General features: G+C 33.0%; 23 protein-coding genes. All 23 read right to left on the bottom strand.

The genetic code is table 11. The features are described 5' to 3' along the window. Nucleotides 1-2: 2 nt before the first annotated feature. The 23 genes from THYS13_RS02285 to feoB all read right to left on the bottom strand — a co-directional run bounded on the left by THYS13_RS02285 (nucleotide 3) and on the right by feoB (nucleotide 19,112). Complete coding sequence (locus tag THYS13_RS02285; protein WP_369819211.1) at nucleotides 3-455, bottom strand: arginine repressor; 453 nt, start codon at nucleotides 453-455, stop codon at nucleotides 3-5. Between the two features lie 27 nt (nucleotides 456-482). After that, nucleotides 483-1,334 carry an NAD(+)/NADH kinase gene (locus THYS13_RS02280; protein ID WP_042832967.1) on the bottom strand — a complete coding sequence of 284 codons (852 nt, stop codon included), beginning with the start codon at nucleotides 1,332-1,334 and terminating at the stop codon, nucleotides 483-485. A 58-nt stretch (nucleotides 1,335-1,392) separates the two neighbouring features. After that, a complete protein-coding gene (locus THYS13_RS02275) occupies nucleotides 1,393-2,193 on the bottom strand; it encodes a TlyA family RNA methyltransferase (protein ID WP_042832966.1) in 801 nt (266 codons plus the stop codon). A gap of 2 nt (nucleotides 2,194-2,195) precedes the next feature. Next, nucleotides 2,196-4,058: a 1-deoxy-D-xylulose-5-phosphate synthase gene (gene dxs, locus THYS13_RS02270; RefSeq protein ID WP_042832965.1), complete on the bottom strand. Its 1,863-nt coding sequence runs from the start codon at nucleotides 4,056-4,058 to the stop codon at nucleotides 2,196-2,198. Nucleotides 4,059-4,067: 9 nt separating this feature from the next. Beyond that, nucleotides 4,068-4,655 (bottom strand): hypothetical protein, encoded by a 588-nt coding sequence (locus THYS13_RS02265; protein ID WP_042832964.1) that lies wholly within the window; start codon nucleotides 4,653-4,655, stop codon nucleotides 4,068-4,070. 755 nt (nucleotides 4,656-5,410) lie between these two features. Then, nucleotides 5,411-6,295 (bottom strand): polyprenyl synthetase family protein, encoded by an 885-nt coding sequence (locus tag THYS13_RS02260; protein ID WP_042832963.1) that lies wholly within the window; start codon nucleotides 6,293-6,295, stop codon nucleotides 5,411-5,413. After that, a complete protein-coding gene (xseB, locus tag THYS13_RS02255) occupies nucleotides 6,288-6,515 on the bottom strand; it encodes an exodeoxyribonuclease VII small subunit (RefSeq protein WP_003868778.1) in 228 nt (75 codons plus the stop codon). The genes THYS13_RS02260 and xseB overlap by 8 nt, the downstream gene beginning before the upstream one ends. Further along, nucleotides 6,508-7,713, bottom strand: a complete 1,206-nt coding sequence (gene xseA, locus THYS13_RS02250; protein ID WP_042832962.1) for an exodeoxyribonuclease VII large subunit — start codon at nucleotides 7,711-7,713, stop codon at nucleotides 6,508-6,510. Before xseA ends, xseB begins: the two co-directional genes overlap by 8 nt. Further along, nucleotides 7,694-8,527, bottom strand: coding sequence for a bifunctional 5,10-methylenetetrahydrofolate dehydrogenase/5,10-methenyltetrahydrofolate cyclohydrolase (locus THYS13_RS02245; protein ID WP_042832961.1), 834 nt, complete (start codon nucleotides 8,525-8,527; stop codon nucleotides 7,694-7,696). The genes xseA and THYS13_RS02245 overlap by 20 nt, the downstream gene beginning before the upstream one ends. After that, entirely contained in the window at nucleotides 8,517-8,939 is a 423-nt protein-coding gene (gene nusB / locus THYS13_RS02240; protein ID WP_042832960.1) for a transcription antitermination factor NusB, read from the bottom strand. The genes THYS13_RS02245 and nusB overlap by 11 nt, the downstream gene beginning before the upstream one ends. Before the next feature lie 98 nt (nucleotides 8,940-9,037). Further along, a complete protein-coding gene (locus tag THYS13_RS02235; protein ID WP_042832959.1) occupies nucleotides 9,038-9,442 on the bottom strand; it encodes an Asp23/Gls24 family envelope stress response protein in 405 nt (134 codons plus the stop codon). Between the two features lie 99 nt (nucleotides 9,443-9,541). Further along, the gene (locus THYS13_RS02230) at nucleotides 9,542-10,087 is read right to left on the bottom strand and encodes a SpoIIIAH-like family protein (protein ID WP_042832958.1); all 546 of its coding nucleotides are present in this window, start codon (nucleotides 10,085-10,087) and stop codon (nucleotides 9,542-9,544) included. An 18-nt stretch (nucleotides 10,088-10,105) separates the two neighbouring features. Next, complete coding sequence (gene spoIIIAG / locus THYS13_RS02225) at nucleotides 10,106-10,687, bottom strand: stage III sporulation protein AG (RefSeq protein ID WP_042832957.1); 582 nt, start codon at nucleotides 10,685-10,687, stop codon at nucleotides 10,106-10,108. A 19-nt stretch (nucleotides 10,688-10,706) separates the two neighbouring features. Further along, entirely contained in the window at nucleotides 10,707-11,273 is a 567-nt protein-coding gene (gene spoIIIAF / locus THYS13_RS02220) for a stage III sporulation protein AF (RefSeq protein ID WP_042832956.1), read from the bottom strand. A gap of 8 nt (nucleotides 11,274-11,281) precedes the next feature. Beyond that, nucleotides 11,282-12,439: a stage III sporulation protein AE gene (gene spoIIIAE, locus THYS13_RS02215; RefSeq protein ID WP_042832955.1), complete on the bottom strand. Its 1,158-nt coding sequence runs from the start codon at nucleotides 12,437-12,439 to the stop codon at nucleotides 11,282-11,284. Between the two features lie 11 nt (nucleotides 12,440-12,450). Then, on the bottom strand, nucleotides 12,451-12,837 hold the full coding sequence (spoIIIAD, locus tag THYS13_RS02210) for a stage III sporulation protein AD (protein WP_042832954.1): 387 nt from the start codon (nucleotides 12,835-12,837) through the stop codon (nucleotides 12,451-12,453). 8 nt (nucleotides 12,838-12,845) lie between these two features. Beyond that, entirely contained in the window at nucleotides 12,846-13,043 is a 198-nt protein-coding gene (spoIIIAC, locus tag THYS13_RS02205) for a stage III sporulation protein AC (protein ID WP_003868788.1), read from the bottom strand. 12 nt (nucleotides 13,044-13,055) lie between these two features. Then, entirely contained in the window at nucleotides 13,056-13,568 is a 513-nt protein-coding gene (spoIIIAB, locus tag THYS13_RS02200) for a stage III sporulation protein SpoIIIAB (RefSeq protein ID WP_042832953.1), read from the bottom strand. Then, entirely contained in the window at nucleotides 13,565-14,563 is a 999-nt protein-coding gene (spoIIIAA, locus tag THYS13_RS02195) for a stage III sporulation protein AA (RefSeq protein ID WP_042832952.1), read from the bottom strand. The genes spoIIIAB and spoIIIAA overlap by 4 nt, the downstream gene beginning before the upstream one ends. A gap of 163 nt (nucleotides 14,564-14,726) precedes the next feature. Continuing rightward, nucleotides 14,727-15,818 carry a YibE/F family protein gene (locus THYS13_RS02190; RefSeq protein ID WP_052210443.1) on the bottom strand — a complete coding sequence of 364 codons (1,092 nt, stop codon included), beginning with the start codon at nucleotides 15,816-15,818 and terminating at the stop codon, nucleotides 14,727-14,729. A gap of 177 nt (nucleotides 15,819-15,995) precedes the next feature. Continuing rightward, the gene (locus tag THYS13_RS13760; protein ID WP_235603291.1) at nucleotides 15,996-16,145 is read right to left on the bottom strand and encodes a hypothetical protein; all 150 of its coding nucleotides are present in this window, start codon (nucleotides 16,143-16,145) and stop codon (nucleotides 15,996-15,998) included. A gap of 83 nt (nucleotides 16,146-16,228) precedes the next feature. Further along, complete coding sequence (locus THYS13_RS02185; RefSeq protein WP_042832951.1) at nucleotides 16,229-16,831, bottom strand: HD-GYP domain-containing protein; 603 nt, start codon at nucleotides 16,829-16,831, stop codon at nucleotides 16,229-16,231. Nucleotides 16,832-17,066: 235 nt separating this feature from the next. Next, nucleotides 17,067-19,112 carry a ferrous iron transport protein B gene (gene feoB, locus THYS13_RS02180; RefSeq protein WP_042832950.1) on the bottom strand — a complete coding sequence of 682 codons (2,046 nt, stop codon included), beginning with the start codon at nucleotides 19,110-19,112 and terminating at the stop codon, nucleotides 17,067-17,069. Between the last annotated feature and the right edge of the window lie 13 nt (nucleotides 19,113-19,125).

Below are 19,125 nucleotides of genomic sequence, written 5' to 3'. Positions count from 1 at the left end.
AATCACTTAACTAACTTTTTGAACTTTTCTAATAATTCTTGAAGAGTTTCTTCATTTCTTACTAAAACAAAAATAGTATTATCTCCCGCTAATGTACCTACTATATTCTTCCAATTTAATGTGTCGATGGCCTCTGCTGCTGCAGGAGCTGTGCCTGATAACGTTTTTATGACTATGATATTTCCGGCATAATCAACGCTTACTATAGACTCAGACAATAAAGTCATTAGTCTATCTGTAATATGGCTGTCTACTTTCCCCATCGGAGCGTATTTATATCTTTTCCCATCCTCTGTTAAAACTTTTATCAGTCTCAATTCTTTTATATCTCTTGACACAGTCGCTTGAGTCACATCAATACCTTGTTTTTGAAGTTCAGCTGCTAACTCTTCCTGTGTTTCAATTTCTTTTTCAGAGATTATTTCAAGAATTTTTGCGTGTCGAGCTATTTTCATCATATTAATTTTCACCTCTTTTACTTTTTATCTTTCTGTAAGTTTGTCCCTCAATAAGTCAAAAAAATTGGTATTTTTTACTTTTATAAGATTGGTATATTCATTGCTCTTTTTAATGTAAATTATATCTCTATAATCAAGTTTATATCCCTGTTGTCCGTCGGTTGTTATCATTAAATCTTGATTCTCTTCGCTTATTTCCAACCTGATGACATCCTCTGGTGAAACTATTATAGATCTTGAATATAAAGTATGTGGACAGATAGGTGTTATTATTATAACTTCTACTGTAGGATATACAATAGGCCCCCCTGCTGAAAGTGAATAAGCAGTTGAACCAGTAGGAGTTGCAATTATTACTCCATCTGCTAAATAAGTATCTACATAGTTATTATTGACATAGGCATTAATACGAGCCATTCTTGAAAAAGCTCCTCTTGTAATGACAATATCATTTAAAGCTCTAAAATTAATAATCTCCATATCATTTTTAACTACATTTGCCTCTAGCATCATCCTTTTTTCTACTGTATATTCTCCTTTATATATTTTATCTAAAGAAACAAACACCTCATTTACATCTACTTCCGTAAGAAATCCAAGATGACCTAAATTCACGGCAAAAATAGGCGTGTCAAAAGGCGCACAGAGCCTTGCAACATTTAAAATAGTACCATCTCCACCCAAGGCAATTATAAAATCGCATTTACTATATATATCTGTAGATTTTCTACCATATTCATCATAACCCATTTTAGACGCAACTATTTCGTTAAGATATGGTTCAGAATTATGCTCCAATAACCATTTTACTACAGATTTTGTCACTTCTAAGTCTTTATCTTTATTAATATTTGGAATTACACCGACTTTTTTCATTATAATATCACCACATTTATCATATTCTACAAAAAAACAAATTTTCCTGCTAAATGTTTTATTTATTCAAATTTTTAAAAGCCTCTTCTACAATTTTCGTAATATCAAAATTGTGTTGCTTTTCAATTACCTTTTTGCCGTAAATTAAATATTCTATATTGCCTTCTGCTCCTTTTATAGGAGAATATGTAATACCTATTATACTGTAGTTAAACTTTTGAAGCAAAATCACAATTTTTTCAATCACTTCCCTATGAACGGCAGGGTCTCTCACGACGCCTTTTTTACCTACTTTTTCTCTCCCTGCTTCAAATTGAGGTTTTATTAAAGCTATCAAATCTCCCTCTGATTTTAAAAATTTATCTGCAGAAGGTATAACAAGTTCAAGGGAGATAAAAGAAACGTCTATTGTGATCATGTCCACTATTTCAGGCAATATCTCTAAAAATCTTATATTAGTCTTTTCCATGTTTATGACACGAGGGTCATTTCTTAAATTCCAATCCAATTGCCCATATCCTACATCTACAGCATATACTTTCAAAGCACCGTGTTTTAAAAGGCAGTCAGTAAAACCTCCTGTGGAAGCTCCAATGTCTAAGGCAATCTTGCCAGTCACATTAATATTAAAAGTTTCTATTGCTTTTTGTAACTTTAGCCCACCTCTACTTACATAAGGTAAAGAATTAATTTTTACTTCAATTGAAGAATCTATGTTAACAAACTCCCCAGCTTTTTCAATTTTCTTGCCATCAACGTATACTTCTCCTGCCATAATAGAAGCTTTTGCCTTTTCTCTTGATGAAAAAAAACCTTTTTGAACAAGCAAAACATCCAATCTTTCTTTTTTTGAAGCCATATTTACCTCATTTCCTTATATTTTTGTAGTATAGTATTTGCGATAGACTCGGCATCTAAATTGTATTTTTTAAACAAGCTTTCTACATCTCCGTGTTCTATAAATTTATCAGGAAACCCCAAACGCAAAACTGGCTTATATATTCCATTAGAATTTAAAAGCTCTAGTATAGCGTTTCCAACACCACCAGCTATTACATTGTCTTCCACTGTAACAATAAATTTAACTTTGTTTGAGATATCCAAGATCAGCTCTTCATCTAAAGGTTTGACAAATCTCAAATTTACAATAAATGGTTGTAAATCAGAAGCTTTTAAAATCTCTTTCGCTTCTAACACCTTTCCTACCATTCTTCCTAATGCAAAAATTGCTATTTCTGTTCCCTCGGATACTAACTCTGCTTTTCCAAACTCTATACTGCATTCTCTTGTAATATCGAATTCTCCTGCTTTTTCCCTTGGATACCTTATAGCAACAGGGAAGTCAAGATTTCTTGATAATTTAACCATTTCAACTAATTCATTTGCATCTTTGGGAGACATAATCGCTATATTAGGAATTGGCCTTAAATAAGATAGGTCAAAAACTCCTTGATGGGTTTCTCCATCCTCTCCTACAATTCCCGCTCTATCAATTGCAAAAACAACAGGTAATTTTTGTATACATACATCGTGTATAAGCTGGTCATAAGCTCTTTGTAAAAAGGTAGAATACACTGCAAAATAAGGTTTATATCCTTGTACTGCCATTCCTGCGGCAAAGGTAGTAGCATGCTGCTCTGCTATTCCTACATCAAAAAATCTTTCAGGAATCAATTTTGCAAAATGAATAAGCCCTGTTCCCTCTGGCATGGCAGCGGTTATTGCAACAATTTTGTCATCTTTTAATGCCATTTCAGTAAGAGTCTTTCCAAATACATCAGAATAAGTCGCCTGCCCCTCATTTACAAACTTACCTGTTTGTATATCAAAAGGAGCTGCAGAATGAAACTTATCAGGAAATTTTTCTGCAAATTTATATCCTTTGCCTTTTTTTGTGATAACATGTACTAGAATAGGTCCTTTTGTTTTCTTCGCTCTTTCTAAAACCTCTATAAGGCTATCAACGTCATGTCCGTCAATAGGTCCTAAATATGTAAAGCCCATCTCTTCAAAAAACATTCCTGGCACTACTAACTGTTTTACAGAATCTTTTATCCTTTCAATGTATTTATGAAGGCTTTTCCCTATTGGGGGTACAATGTTGAGTAAATTGTCAAGCTCTTGTTTTAATTTATTATAGGTAGGGTCAGTTCTAAGTTTACTTAAATACAAAGATAAGCTACCTACGTTTTCCGAAATAGACATCTCATTGTGATTTAGCACGACAATCAAATCCGTTTTAGACCTTCCTGCATTATTTAACGCTTCAAGGGCCATGCCACCTGTCAAAGCTCCATCACCGATCACCGCTACAACAGAATATTTTTCACCCTTTAAATCTCTTGCTGTGGCGATACCCAATGCTGCAGATATAGAGGTGCTACTGTGACCTGCTCCAAATATATCATGCACACTTTCCGCTCTTTTAGTATAACCAGAAAGGCCATTGAATTTCCTTAAAGTATCAAACTGGTCTTTCCTGCCTGTAAGCATTTTATGCACATAGCATTGATGCCCTACATCCCAGATTATTTTGTCAACTGGCGAATTGAAAACATAGTGAAGTGCAACTGTAAGCTCAACGATTCCAAGATTTGAAGCTAAATGTCCACCTGTTTTAGACACCTTTTCTATTAAAAACTGGCGTATTTCTTCGCAAAGCAGTGGAAAGTCCTTTTTATCTAATTTTCTTAAATCATAAGGGCTATCAATTTGCTCAAGCATTTAAAACCCTCACTTTCTTTTTTTCCTTTTATTATTTTTATAATCTGGTAAAATCTTTATACCCATGTTTTTTTCTACCCAAGCAAGAATTACAGCAACTGTATAAACAATAGACTGACTTTTAGCTATACCTATATTTTTACCAATAGCTTTTCCTCCAATTGTAATGGCAGATAATAAACCTCCTAAAATCGCAGTATAAAGAGAACTTTCGGGCCCCTCAAAAGCTAATTTTACAATTATCGCCATCAGAGCAGCGCCAGAAACAATTCCAGAAATATCTCCTACTACGTCATTACAAAAATTAGCCACCATATTAGCATTTCTAAGAAGTTTTATGCCTTCCTTTGCTCCAAATACTTTTTTAGCTGCCATTGCATGAAAAGGTTCTTCTCTACCTGAAATTACTGCTATACCTATTATATCAAAAACCACACCAATTAACACTATAAAACCAAGAATACAAAAGGCTACAAGGAGATTGCTTTCTTTTAATGCAATATCAGAAAAAAAATTTAATATGGTGGCAAGAAAAAAGGTTATAATAGTTATATGTAAAATCCACTTATAATTCGTATTTATATTTTTATTTTTCATAATAAAAAAAAGACCTCCTAATATTATAGAGGCAAAGTGGTAGCATACTGGGTAAACTTTGCGGCTTAGGTCCAGTAGGATTTCCCAAGCGAGCACTGAACGTCGCCGTTCAGCGGTTCCCCTTTAAGCCCGCTTTTACCTTGTCACCAAAGGTAAGACTGGACTACCACTTAGTCCGCACCGTAATCCCCAATATGCCGCCCGACAAGACGCAGCCTAGGAGTTTTCCTCAACAGAGGAACCAACCCCTATCCTCTTTTGCAATTCGGGTTTCATCAGCAATAGCCAGTAATTCAAGAGCTCTTTGAATTATGGCTTACAACTGATATCCACCCGAATCACTCAAGGCAGGCTACACTGTCCGCAGCTTTATGGCCGCGAGACAGGTTCATCCTACCCCGTAGCCCGTAAAAGCCACGCAAGTAGGTCTCCGCGGAGGAAGGGTCAACGCCCACATGCCATTGTGGATCGCCCCCCCTCCTTAACTCCCAGCACCAGCCCCCAACTGGGCGTTGAAAGCCAGCACCAGGAACTTCATCGATGTGCCCTTGACGGATTTTTAGGCCCGTCTTCGGGATTAGCGCCTCTGACTAGGATACTGCACCACTTTGCCTTTCTTTTCAAGGTATTTTAATTATAACATAATAAAAATGACAATATCAAACCTCTACAAAGTCGTTAAAAGGTTGCTACATTCCCTTAAATATCAAAAAACTCATTCCTTTTGAAAAGTATTGTCAATACTCCTTTATTCTTCAGTTTACTCTCTCAATTAAATAATTAGACAATTCTTTAAGAAAGAGCGCTTTTTCTCCAAACCTATCTAAAATCTTTATAGCATTCTGTGTAAGCTCTACAACCATCTCATGAGATTTTTCTAATCCAAAGATATTGACAAAAGTAAACTTGCCTTTTTCTTTATCACTACCTACTTTTTTACCCAATTTTTCCTCTTCTCCTATTACATCCAATATATCATCTTTTATTTGAAAGGCAAAACCTATTAAGCGTGCATATTCCCTTAAGGCATGAATATCTTCTTCTGTAGCACCAGCAATGTAAGCTCCTGCACAAACAGAGGCTTCTATCAAAGCCGCTGTTTTGTGTTCATGAATGAATTTTAATTCTTCATAGGTAAGCTCCGTGTTTTGTGAAAGTATATCTACCACTTGCCCACCAATAATTCCTTTACATCCTGAGGCTGTCGCAATTTCATTAGTAGCTTTCAATATTCTTTCATAATCTTCCGGATGTTCTAAAGCATGTCTTACTAACACTTCATACCCTAAATTTAAAAGTCCATCACCAGCTAAAATTGCTATAGCTTCTCCATAAACTTTGTGATTTGTGAGCTTTCCTCTTCTTAAATCGTCATTATCCATAGCTGGAAGGTCATCATGAATCAGAGAATAAGTATGAATAAATTCAATCGCACAAGCTACAGGAAGAGCTTTTTTTATATCTCCTCCTAAAAGCTCACAAGAAGCAAGGCATAAAACTGGTCTTAACCTTTTCCCTCCCGCAAACACACTATATCTCATTGCCTCATAAATTATCTCTGGTTTTTCTTCTATATCAAGTATTCTATGTAGTTCTTTCTCAACAAGCTGTTGTTTTTCTCTTAACTTTTCTTTAAACATCCTTTTCCTCCTCTTTAAAATCAATTTCTTCATTTTCGTTGATGAGAAGGGTTATTTTTCCTTCAACCTCACTTAACCTTTTTTCTAATCTTTTAGAAATTTCAACACCTTCTTTAAATAAGTTAAAAGACTCTTCCAACATTAAATTTCCTTTTTCTAGTGTATTTACAATTTCTTCTAATCTCATCATTTCTTCTTCAAAAGTCAATTCCTCATTCATTCTCTTTCACCTCTTGTACAATCGCTTTAGCTTTGCCGTCTTTAAATAAGATTTTTATTTCATCATAAGGTTTTGTTTCTCTCACGGAGGAAACAACCTTTTCTTGTTTATCTAAAACAATTGTATAACCTCTTGTAAGCACTTTTAAAGGGCTCAAAGAATTCAACTTTTCTGCTAAAATTAAAAAATCATTTCTTTTATGTTGGTATATAGCAAGCATTTCATTGTATAAAGAGGCTGTTAAATTTTCAACTTTATGCCTCAAAATTTCACTTTTCTTAATGGGGCTATTAAGATACAAAGCCCTTTTAAGCCCCTCAAATTCTTTTTTCTTGCGATTTAACTCACCAGTCATCAATGTTAATAATTTCGTTTTTAATAAAAACAATTCCCTTTGGTAAACTTTTATGTCTGGTACTATAATTTCAGCAGCTGCAGAAGGAGTAGGGGCTCTCAAATCTGCCACAAAATCAGAAATAGTAAAGTCTGTCTCATGCCCTACTGCAGAAACAATTGGTATGCGAGATGCATAAATGCATCTTGCCACTTTTTCTTCATTGAAAGGCCAAATTTCTTCTAATGAACCTCCACCCCTTGCTAAAATAACTACATCAATGTCTTCTCTTTTGTTCAAAATTCGAAGAGCATTACATATTTCATCGGCGGCTGAGCTTCCTTGCACCAGAACAGGAACCACTAAAATGTCTACTGTTGGATTTCTCCTTCTCGAAATTGTTATTATATCTCGTATTACAGCCCCTGTTGGAGAAGTCACCACAGCAATTTTTTTAGGATGTTTAGGGATAGGTTTCTTTTTATCAGAATCAAAAAGTCCTTCTTTTTGCAGTTTCTCTTTAAGTTTATTAAAAGCAAAGTATAGAGCTCCAATTCCATCCGACTGTATACTTTGAGCGTACAGTTGATAAGTTCCATTTCTTTCATATACAGATATCCTACCTGTTACAATCACTGACATACCATCTTGCAAAGTAAAATTTAAAAGCTTTCCATATTCATTAAACATCACACATTTTAAAGAGGCTATTTCATCTTTCAAAGTGAAATATATTCCTGTGCTATGGTATTTTAAATTAGAAATTTCTCCTTTAACCCGCACATTTCTCAAAATTATATCATTATCCATCATTTTTTTGATATAGTCTGTAATTTCTCTGACTTCAAACGCCTTTAATTGCATACTTAAAGGCCTCCAGGGTGTTTTTGAGTATCATAGCTGTAGTAACTGGTCCCACTCCACCTGGTACTGGTGTTATATAAGAACATACCTCTTTTACGCTTTCAAAATTCGCATCTCCATATATATTATCTTGGTAAACGTTTATACCCGCATCTATAAGTATTGCTCCCTCCTTAACCATATCTTCATTGACCAAGTTCATCTTCCCAGCCGCTAACACTAAAATATCCGCTTGTCTAGTATAATAAGCCAAGTCTTTTGTCTTTGAATGGCACACAGTAACTGTACAATTTTTGTCTAATAAAAGCTTAGCTACAGGTTTACCTAAGATATTACTTCTTCCTATTACAACAGCATGTTTTCCCTCAAATTGAGTATTAATACCTTCCAGTATATGTAAAATTGCCTTGGGAGTACAAGGAACAAAAAGAGGTTTTCCAGCAAAAAGCCTTCCCATATTATAATTAGATATACAATCAACATCTTTATAAGGGTTTATAGTATCATAAACTAACTCGGCATTAAAGTTTTTAGGAAGAGGCATTTCTATCATTATGCCGTGGGTATTTTTATCTTCATTTAAAAACTTTAAGGTGTCAAAAAACTTCGACTCTTCACTTTCTGAAAAATAATAGATTTCAGCCTCAATCCCAACATTTTCGCAAGCTTTAACTTTAGAGTTTGCATAAACCTTTGAAGACTCATCATCTCCAGCCATCAATATCGCTAATCTGGGCTTGTAACCAAACTCCTTTATCTCTCTTTTTACCTCTTCTCTTATCTTTTTGGAAATCTCCTTACCATCAATTATCATTTGATTCTCCTTCCTCCAATCCTTTATCTCTTACAAACGCTCCCAACAAACCGTTTATAAACACATGAGAATCTTCAGTACTGTATTTTTTAGCTATTTCTACTGCTTCGTTTATAGAAATATTTACAGGAATATTCCCGTATTGCATCTCATAAATGCTGCACCTTAAAATAGCCAAATCTATTTTGGGCATGCGATTAAGAGCCCAATTTTGAGAGTATTTTTCTATTTCCTTATCAATTTCTTCTAAATGTTCAATAGCCCCTATTACGGTATTTTCTATATACTCTTTTTGTTCGCCTGGGTCGTTTTCCTTATAAAAATTCTCAAATATTTTGCTTATAGGTAACCTTGAAACGTCGTATTGATAAAGCATTTTTACAATCCATTCCCTGGCTTCAGTTCTGTTCATTGTCCCAACTCCTTGAATTTTACTTCTTACATATATTGTACCATAACTCTACTTAAACTAACCCTCTGTCTAGCAGAGGGTTAGTTTAAGTAGATATTTTAATTTTCCTCTTCTTTAACTTGCTGTTGTTTTTTATTTTCCTTATCCATATTTACCCCTTGAACGTGAATATTGACTTCAACAACTTTTAATCCTGTCATATTTTCCACAGCATTTTTAACATTTTCTTGTACATTCCAAGCTACTTCAGGAATTCTAACACCATAATCTACAATTAAGTACAAATCTATTGATACTTCTTTTTCTCCCACCTCTACTTTTACACCTTTGCCTAGATTCTTTCTTCCTAACATTTCAGAAAGTCCGTTTACGACTCCCCCACTCATTCCAGTTACTCCAGGTACTTCCGTTGCCGCCAAGCCTGCAATTACACTAACTACTTCTTCAGAGATTTTAATAGTTCCTAACTCTTGATTTTCATTTACATTTACATTTTCTTCCATAAATTTCACCCCCTTAAAAAGCAAAAATTTTTTAGAGAAAATAAATATTTGTCAAATAAATTATATCATAATTGTAGTTACAAAAACAATTAAGTTTTCTTATTCCAGCCTCGTCATAATTTTTATATTATCTAATGAGACTCCTGTCTGCCTAGAGACAATATCTACAATTTGTGCCACTTCTTCTTCTGACAGTTTATCTGCCTGTACAATTACATTTACTATTCCATTATCTATCATCACAACTGCATCTTGAAACCCCTTAGCTTTTATCAAATTTTCTATTATCATCTCTTGATTTGTTATTTCTGTAAGTTTTATTATTTGCCTTTGAGCTTCGTCTCTTGTCGCTTCACTGGTATTTTTATTTTCTACTATTTCCTTTAAAGCATCAATACTTCTACTTCTATTTATTTCTCTTTCTTCTCTATAAGTAGTAAATATTCCAGTGAAAAGTTTATCTTTTTCTGTACTAGTTTCCTTTGCAGAAGAAGTACTTGTTTGAATAACTTGCGAATTCTGACTGTACCCATTTTTAGCAGCTTCTTCTTTTTTATTGGTATACCCATAGTTTAAAACAAAAGCAATAGCAATTAGCAAGACAAGGGATATAATCGCTATAAGCTTTTTTCTCATATAGACCATAAAAACTCCTCCTCATTCTTATTTTGAAGATATTACCTTTACTTTATAGGCAGGAATCCCTAAAGCAGTTTGAACTGCCGAAGAAAGTTCGTATTTTAATCTTGGATCTTTTGCTCCATCAGCAACCACAATCACTCCCCTTATTTCTGGCATTATTCTTTTTAATACAATAGGAGTATTTTGCCCAGAGGTATCTTGAGAGGTTACTACTTTGTTGTTTGATTCTGTTTGAATGGTTTCTCTTATTCCTCCATTACTATCTTTTTCATTTGTAGTAGTACTGGATTCTACCACATCCATTGCTGCTACTACCTCTTCATCTGAATTTAGTGTTATAAGGACTTCAACATTTCCCACCCCTTCAATTTTTGACAATATATTTTTTAAATCTTTTTCTAATTTTTGAACATAATCTTCAGTATTACTTTCTTTTTGAGCCAAAACCAATTCTTTATTTTCGTTGTTATTTGAAGGGCGAGGTTTTGAAAGAGTACTCGCACCTATTAACAAAATTAAACCTATTAAAAAGATGACCGTCAAATTTTCAACCAACTTTTTATTATCTTTTAAAAGTTTATCTTTAAGTTTATTAAAATCCACTCAAGTACCTCCTTTCAATTTATTCCTCATTTATAGATATATTCTTTAGTGGTACATTATAGAATGCACTCATTGTTTTTTTAATCTCTTCATAGTTAAATTTTTTATCTTCTGTCGGTTTTGCTATTTTCCCTGAACTTTGAGAAACCTTTCTAGCGTTCCTAAAATATAAAGTTATTTCTTTAATTTTTCCAAACTCTTTGTCGTTTATGTTTTCTATAAAAGAAACATCTACTTCCACTCCCTCAATTTCATACAGATTTAAAAGCTTTTCTTTAATCTGTTCAATCAGCCTTTTCTTGTATTCTGCCACAATTAGATTATTCCTCTGTTTTTCCGCTTCTTTTGAGATTTGCTCAATATTTATGTTTTTTAAAAAATAATCATTTTTAAATATGTAGGCTTCTATATTTGCTCCTCCTTTTAAAAAATTTATCAAAGGATTTAAGATAGTAATCATGATTACAAACCCTATCGCAACTTTAGCATATTTTTTTAAACTAGAGGAAGGAACTAAAAGTTCTAAAACTATCGAAAGAATTGCAATATAAATTATCTGTGTTATCCAATCTTTTAAAAACTGCATTGTTTCACCTACCTCAGCATAGTAGTAATATTAGCAGTCCCTATAATAGCTGTTATTGTAAAAAACATCATCACAGTAACAGAAGCCAATACCCCAAAAACATAAGTTAAAGAAGTTGCCACCTCTGAAAGGCAATTTACTATCCTTTTGTCTGAGATTGGTTCAATCACTGCTGCTGCAAAGCGATAAATTATGATAAGGGAAAAAAGCTTTATTAAAGGTACTGCAGAAATCAGCACTATCGTTATAAGTCCATAAGTGCCTACTGCTCCTTTTATCAATAATGATGCCCCTATAACTGCATCGACGCTATCAGATAAAAGGCCTCCTACCACTGGCAAAAAAGCACCAACTGTATACTTCGCCGTTCTCGATATGACACCATCTGCCATTGAAGAAGATAAACCTTGTATAGTTATTACTCCTAAAAAAATACTTAATAAAATTGAAATAGAAGCTGTAGACAAAGTCTTAAAAAAATCCCCCATTTTATTCAAGCTAAACTTTTCAGAAATATTTCCTACAATTTTTACAGCTGTCATGAGCAAAATAACAGGCAATATAAAATCTCTCATTAGATGGGCTATAAACTCAACTGTCACAATGACAACAGGGTGAAAAAATGCAGCAGAGGTAAAAGCACCTACTGAGACGAGTAAAGTTATAAGTACAGGTAGCATTGATTGCATAAAATCAACCATGCTGTCAATTGCTTCTTTGCCAATTCCTAAAGCTTCTGTGAAGCTTTTAACCGCTATTACAATAAAAACTATATAAACCGCTAAAAAAGCAATCTCACTTATATTTTCATTTTCAAAGGAACCGTGTAAATTCATTAATATGCCGCCAATTACAGCCAAAATTAAAAGTTGTGTTAAAAGTCTTACAGAGGAATATAATTCTTTGAAAAACAATTTTAGCAAATTTTCAAGGAGTTCCTTTATATTAAAAGGTTGTTTCCCTGATATCACACCTTGAATATAAGTCTTTATATCAACGTAGGGAAATATATTGCCATTTTTTTGATTAGCTTCTTTTACAAAGCGGTCAATCTGATAAGTGTCAATACCTTTCAATTGGCTTTCTATATCTTGTTGTCCCGTATCCGCTCTAGCAGTTGTTAATAAAATCATAATTATTAAAATTACAAAAAGTACCTTTTTCAATCTTTTACACCTCACGGCATTATTGAAAGAATTGTTTCCATCAATGCAACAATTATAGGTATTGATAAAAAAATTATAATTATCTTTCCTGCTATCTCTATTTTAGAAGCCAAATTTTTCTCATTTGCGTCGAGACATAGCTGAACTCCAAATTCTGTTATGTAAGCTATACCAATAATTTTTAAAGTTGTCATAAAATAAATATTGTCAAGTCCACTTTTTCTAGCAAGAGTATTCAATACTTCTACAATTGCGCTGAGTTTTGGAAGAATCATCATAAAGATGATGACTCCGGCTACCAAACTTAAAATTATTGCCATTTCAGGATTTGTTTCTCTTAGAACTGTCAAAATAACCAAAACCACTATTCCTAAAATAACAATTTGAAATATTTCCATTCTATCACCTAATAAAGTTGAAATATTGTTTTTACTGCATTAAACAAATTGTTTATCATATTTATCACCATCATTAAAACCACTACTATTCCTGCCAGTGTCACCATCATTGCTTGTTCTTCTCGCCCTGAACGGATTAATACTTGATTTAATACTGTTACCAGAATGCCAATTGCCGCAATTTTAAAAATTATATCTATGTTCATTATAATCCTCCTCTATAAAAACAATATGATTACCGCCAATCCTGCCAAAACTCCAATATTTTTGTACAGCTTTTCGTTCTTTTTACTCTCTTCTTCTGCGTTATCAAGTTGCCTTTTTAAAAGCTCAATGGTTAAATCAAAATTTTTTCCTTGATTGTATACGTCAGAATTGCCAAGTCCATACCCAAAAGACCTCAAAATTTCTACCTCTTCTTTTTTAAGATAGTCATTGTCCCATTCATTTAAAGCTATCTCCCAAGCTTCTCCTGCAGTATAACCCTCATTTTGTGATAATATCATTCCTGTCTTAGAAAAAACAAATTTTACAGTTTTATCTGAAGAGCGAGAAATTGCCATGAGTATTTCTCCTAAAGGAGCTTTTGAATATGTGATTTCTATTTTAAAAAGATTTAATGAAGATATCATGCTTTTAAGTATCCAACGTCTCATTTTATATTTTAAAGCAAACAAATACCCCAAACTGCTGGTAGAAAAAATAACCAAAACTATTCCAAGTAATTTCATTTTTCAGTCCTTCCTCTCCTATAGGGCCCTTTAAACAAAGTATCAAAATTCTCATCTAATATTTTTTCTACTGTACCTGCCCCTAAACGATTGCTTAAAATTACATAACGTTCAAAATATCTTAAAGAAATAACGTCTTTTAAAACGGGTTTTTTTATAAGGTCTTCAATCTCATTTGCATGAACTGTAGTTATAATCTTAACACCAGTATTCAGCACTTCATGAACCGCTTCTATATCCTCTTTTTTACCTATCTCATCTGTCACTACTACTTCTGGAGACATAGACCTTATAAGCATTATCATGCCATAAGCCTTAGGACATCCATCTAACACATCAGTCCTAATTCCCACATCCATTTGAGGTATACCATTGTAACAGCCGGCAATTTCTGACCGCTCATCTACTATGCCTACTTTTTTACCTTTAAATCCTAAATAATCTATTCCATTACTTATCCATCTTGTAATGTCTCTTAAGAGAGTTGTTTTGCCACATTGAGGAGGTGAGATTATTAAAATGTTATATATGTCTTTAGAAGGAGTAGTTAAATATTTTAATATTTCCTCAGCCACTCCTATTATCTCTTTTGATATTCGATAATTGTATCCAGAAATATTCTTTAAAGTCTTTATATAACCATTTTCTAACACACATTTTCCAACTATACCTACTCTGTAACCACCTTTTAAAGTAATATATCCATTTCTTATTTCTTCTTCAAAAGCATAAAGAGAAGATTTAGATATTAATTGAAAAGCTTTTTCACAATCTTCAGAAGTAACAATATAGGCCAAAGAAGGTGAAAGAGAAATATTCCCTTCTTTTGACACAAACTTTTCTTCATTTTTTAAATAAACTGTGAGAGGTCTATTTACTCTAAGACGTATTTCTTCTACTTCTTGCAACAGGTCATCAGGAATTTTTATAATTACCTCTCTTACTGACGGAGGAAGAGCATAAAGTACTTCCTCAAAGTTTTTTCTTGTGTTCATATACCTGTCCCTCCCCTTGTAAAATTATATTTATAAGGCTAAATATTTATGAATAAAAAAATGCCCACTAACTTCTAGTTGGGCCATTTACTTTTTATGTATTTTTAATTATCATTAATAAGTTTTAAAAGTACCCGAAAATAAGCTTTTTGTGTTACTTTATTTAATTAGAATTTAACTTATCTTTTTTTATTAAAATACTTGCTACTAATGCAGTTAAAGGCACCGAAATAATAAGCCCACTACTTTCTGCTAAAGAACGAATAATTTCATTAGCTACTATATCCAAATTAATTATCTCATTTAGAGAACTTTGATACATTACAAATAAGAAAAACATGGCTATTGCACTTCCTGCATATGCCAGAATTAATGTGTTTACCATTGTGCCTATTATATCTCTTCCAATATTCATACCTGCTGAAAATAATTCCTTTACCGTTAAGTTTTTATTGACTTGACTAAGCTCATCTACTGCAGAAGCTATAGAAATACTTACATCCATAATTGCACCTAAAGCCCCCAAAACGATTCCTGGAAATAACAAATTTTTAAAGTCAATTTGCTGTGGTATATTCATCATCAATTCTGCTATCTCATCACTACTAAAACCAGTCAATCCCATCTTATTTTCTATAAAATAAGCTATAAAACCTGCTAATAATACTCCTCCAATTGTTCCTATAACAGCAGAAATACTTTTATTATTAATTCCTGCTATAGTAAACATAGAAAAAAGAATAATTATTGTGGAAAGAACTATAGTTACAAATATAGCATTATATCCAAGCAAAATAGCAGGTAAAAGAATTTTTATAACTACAAATATAGTAAAAATCAATGTTAGAATTGCCTTTACTCCTTTTGCTCTACCTACTAAAATTAGTAATACTAAGAAAAATACAGTTAAATATAAAATATAATTTTCACGAATATAATCTAGAATAAACACATCTATATGTCCGTTTTGCTCCCGTATATAAACAGAAACTTTATCCCCCTTCTTTAGGACTATATCATATGCGTAATTCCCTACCGTTTCGTTTTTTATTGTAAAGATTTTTCCTTTGTATTTACCACTTATTACTTTAAGAGTTACTATTTGATAAGTAGGAGAAACTCCTTCTAAAGGACCAGCCTTTAGTACAATTGCTGTATCTGTTTCTTGCATTGCATGAACAGTTATAGGAAAAAATAAAAATACCAATAAAATAAATAAAAAATTTTTGTACAAGAATCGATTTAAATAAGTCATTTAACGATACCTCACTATAAATCAGCTCTTAAGACCGCCTAACCAGTCTATCGGATTAACCGTTTTGCTCATGTTTTCCAACCTATCACACAAAAATTTATCATAAAGATATCACATAATTATCACAAATATATTACGAAAAAGTTAACAGAACATTAAAATTTTTATAAAAAGATATCAGACTGTTGATAAATTATTTTTTATAGCCCTTTTACAATTACTGCATACTCCATAAAAATTCAATTCTACATAATACACATCAAAGTCATATTTTTTATCTATCATTTTTATATACTTTACCAAATCTGGGCTGTAATATTCGTCTATACTACCACAATATTTGCAAATTAAATGAGCGTGAATCTTTTTTTGTTAAACATTTTAAGTTATAGCATTTTTTATTTCCTATGTCAATAACTATTTAGATACATCTTTCTCCACTTATCCCACAACATTTCATCTATTTCATCCACTAATACCGGATCAAACTGTGTACCTTTATTAGAAATAATTTCTTCTCTTATCTCTTGCCAATCCAGAGGGCTTCTATAAGGTCTCTTGGAAGCCATGGCATCTATACTGTCACATATAGCTATTATTCTTGCTCCCAAAGGTATAGTTAAACCTTTTAATCCATCAGGATATCCCTTCCCATCCCATCGTTCATGATGATAAAGAACTATTTTAGCAATTTCTCTAAGTCTACTGGATCTGCTAAGAATATTGTAACCTATTATAGGATGAGTTTTTATAATCTCAAATTCATGATTCAATAACTTACCTTTTTTATTTAATATTTGATCTGAAATGCCAATCTTACCTATGTCATGCAAGTGAGCAGCAATATGGACTTTTTCAAGTTCTTTACCTCTAAGTCCTATTTTTCCTGCTAAATCTTCTGTCATATTAGCAACTCTTGTAGAATGCCCTTTTGTATAGACATCTCTTGCTTCTAATGCTGCTATCAAACATTCAACAATATCATGATAAAATTTATTTGTTTTTCCAAACATCATTTTTCCTCCTTGGTTAAATTCTAAAAGAAGCAATCCCCTCACAAATTGGGATTGCTTCTTGAGAGTGTATACTCCATATTTTTTACAGGACAGTTGCTGCAAGAATTAGAACAATGTGTACATAACTTCAAGCTGAGTTGTTTTTTTAACTCTTTATATATTACAAAACCAGATAAAACACCAATTAAACTTAAAAAAGTTATTTCTAACATACAAATCCATCCTTTCAAAATCAATTAAGCCCTAAAAGTTTTCCTCCTTGATACACAATCACAGCCATAAGCCATCCCAACACAAGAGTGTATCCAACTGCGAAAAATGTCCATTTCCACGAATTTGTTTCTCTTTTAATAGCTCCAATTGTTGCCACACAAGGAATATAAATCAAGGTCATTACCATAAAGGCATACGCAGAAAGTGGAGTAAAATTTTGGCGGATCGCCTCTGTTAGTGTAGTACCTTCAGTTCCATATACAACTCCAAAAGTTCCAACAACTACTTCTTTTGCCAAAATACCGAATATAAGGGCTGCTGCCGCTTCCCACTTTCCAAAACCAGCTGGCTTTAAAATAGGGGCAATCAAAGACCCTATCTGGCCTATTAAGCTGTTTTCACTGGCATATTTTACTCCAATAGGTAAATTCGAAAGTACCCATATAAGTATTACAACACTCACAATTATCGTACCTGCTTTTTTAACAAACTCACTTCCTCTTTTCCACATGTGGATAAAAAGCCCTTTTAAAGTAGGAATTCTGTAAGGAGGCAACTCCATAACAAAAGGAGAAATTTTCCCTTTAAAAAGGTATTTTTTAAGCAATTTTGCTACTATTATTGCAAGAACAATTCCCAATAAATATATTGAAAAGACTACCAATCCTTGATTTGCAGTGAAAAACGCCCCGGCAAATAACACATAAACAGGAAGCCTAGCAGTACAGGACATTAATGGATTTATCAAAATAGTTGTAAGCCTATCTTCTTTGTTTTCTAATGTCCTTGTAGCCATTATAGCTGGCACATTACACCCAAAACCTATAATCATAGGAATAAAAGACTTTCCATGTAGACCAAGTGCATTCATTAACCTGTCCATCACATAAGCTGCACGAGCCATATATCCACTATCTTCTAAAATAGATATGGCAAAAAACAATAGAAATATTGGAGGTATAAATACAAGAACTGAACCTATACCGCCTATAAGCCCGTCAGTTATAAAAGAAGCAACCATCTCTGGTGTTCCAATATTTGCTAATACAGTATTTATAACTTTCCCCAACCACTCAAAAAATATCTCTATCCAACCTACTAAAGGATCTCCAATGGCAAAAGTAAACTGAAAAACTCCCCACATTACCAGTAGAAAAATGGGTATCCCTAAATATCGATTTGTAACAATTTTATCAATTTTATCGGAAATGGTGTACCTGTCTTCTACTGTATAGTGTTTTTTTACGCATTCTTTTATAATACCAGATACAAAACCGTATCTTTTGTCAGCTATAATAATTTCAGTGTCTTCTCCTAATACCTCATCTAAATACTTGCTGCTCTCTTCTAATTGAAACAAAATATCCTTATAATTTTCCACCTCTTTTATGATGTTTTCATCTTTCTCTAATAGTTTTACAGCCAGCCAGCGTGCCAAAAATCTTTTTGTTAAATTTCCTTCTTTCTCAATCAATTTTTTTAACTTATCAATTTCTTCTTCTATCTCTTTCCCATAGTCAATTTTATAAACTTCTTTTCCCTTGCTTTCATAAACTTTTAAAACAGTCTGTAAAAGCTCCTTTGTCCCTACATTCTTTGTCGCAACAGTAGGAATAACGGGTACTTTTAAAAGTTTTGATAGTTTCTCTACATCTATTTGGATGCCTCTAACTTTTGCCTCGTCATATATGTTTAATGCTATTATCACATTAGCATTCATTTCTAAAAGCTGCATCGTCAAATACAAATTCCTCTCTAAATTAGTAGCATCAACTACATTTACCACCACATCTGGCTTATCGTAAATGATAAAATTGCGAGCTACAACCTCATCTTCTGTATAAGCTCCTAAACTATAGGTACCAGGAAGGTCTACAACATTGATATCTACACCTTCAAATTTTAATTTCCCTTCCTTCTTCTCTACTGTAACCCCTGGCCAATTCCCTACATGTTGCCTTGAGCCAGTCAAATCGTTGAATAAAGTTGTCTTACCTGAATTAGGATTTCCAGCTAAAGCTATTACAATCTCCCTTCTTCCCTGCAATGTAGACACTTCTCCCATCCTTATCCTCCTT

Origin of the sequence: Thermoanaerobacter sp. YS13 (assembly GCF_000806225.2) — a bacterium.
Lineage (GTDB): Bacteria > Bacillota > Thermoanaerobacteria > Thermoanaerobacterales > Thermoanaerobacteraceae > Thermoanaerobacter > Thermoanaerobacter uzonensis.
Note: the sequence above shows the minus strand (reverse complement) of the source record. Positions and strands in the feature narration are given on the sequence as shown.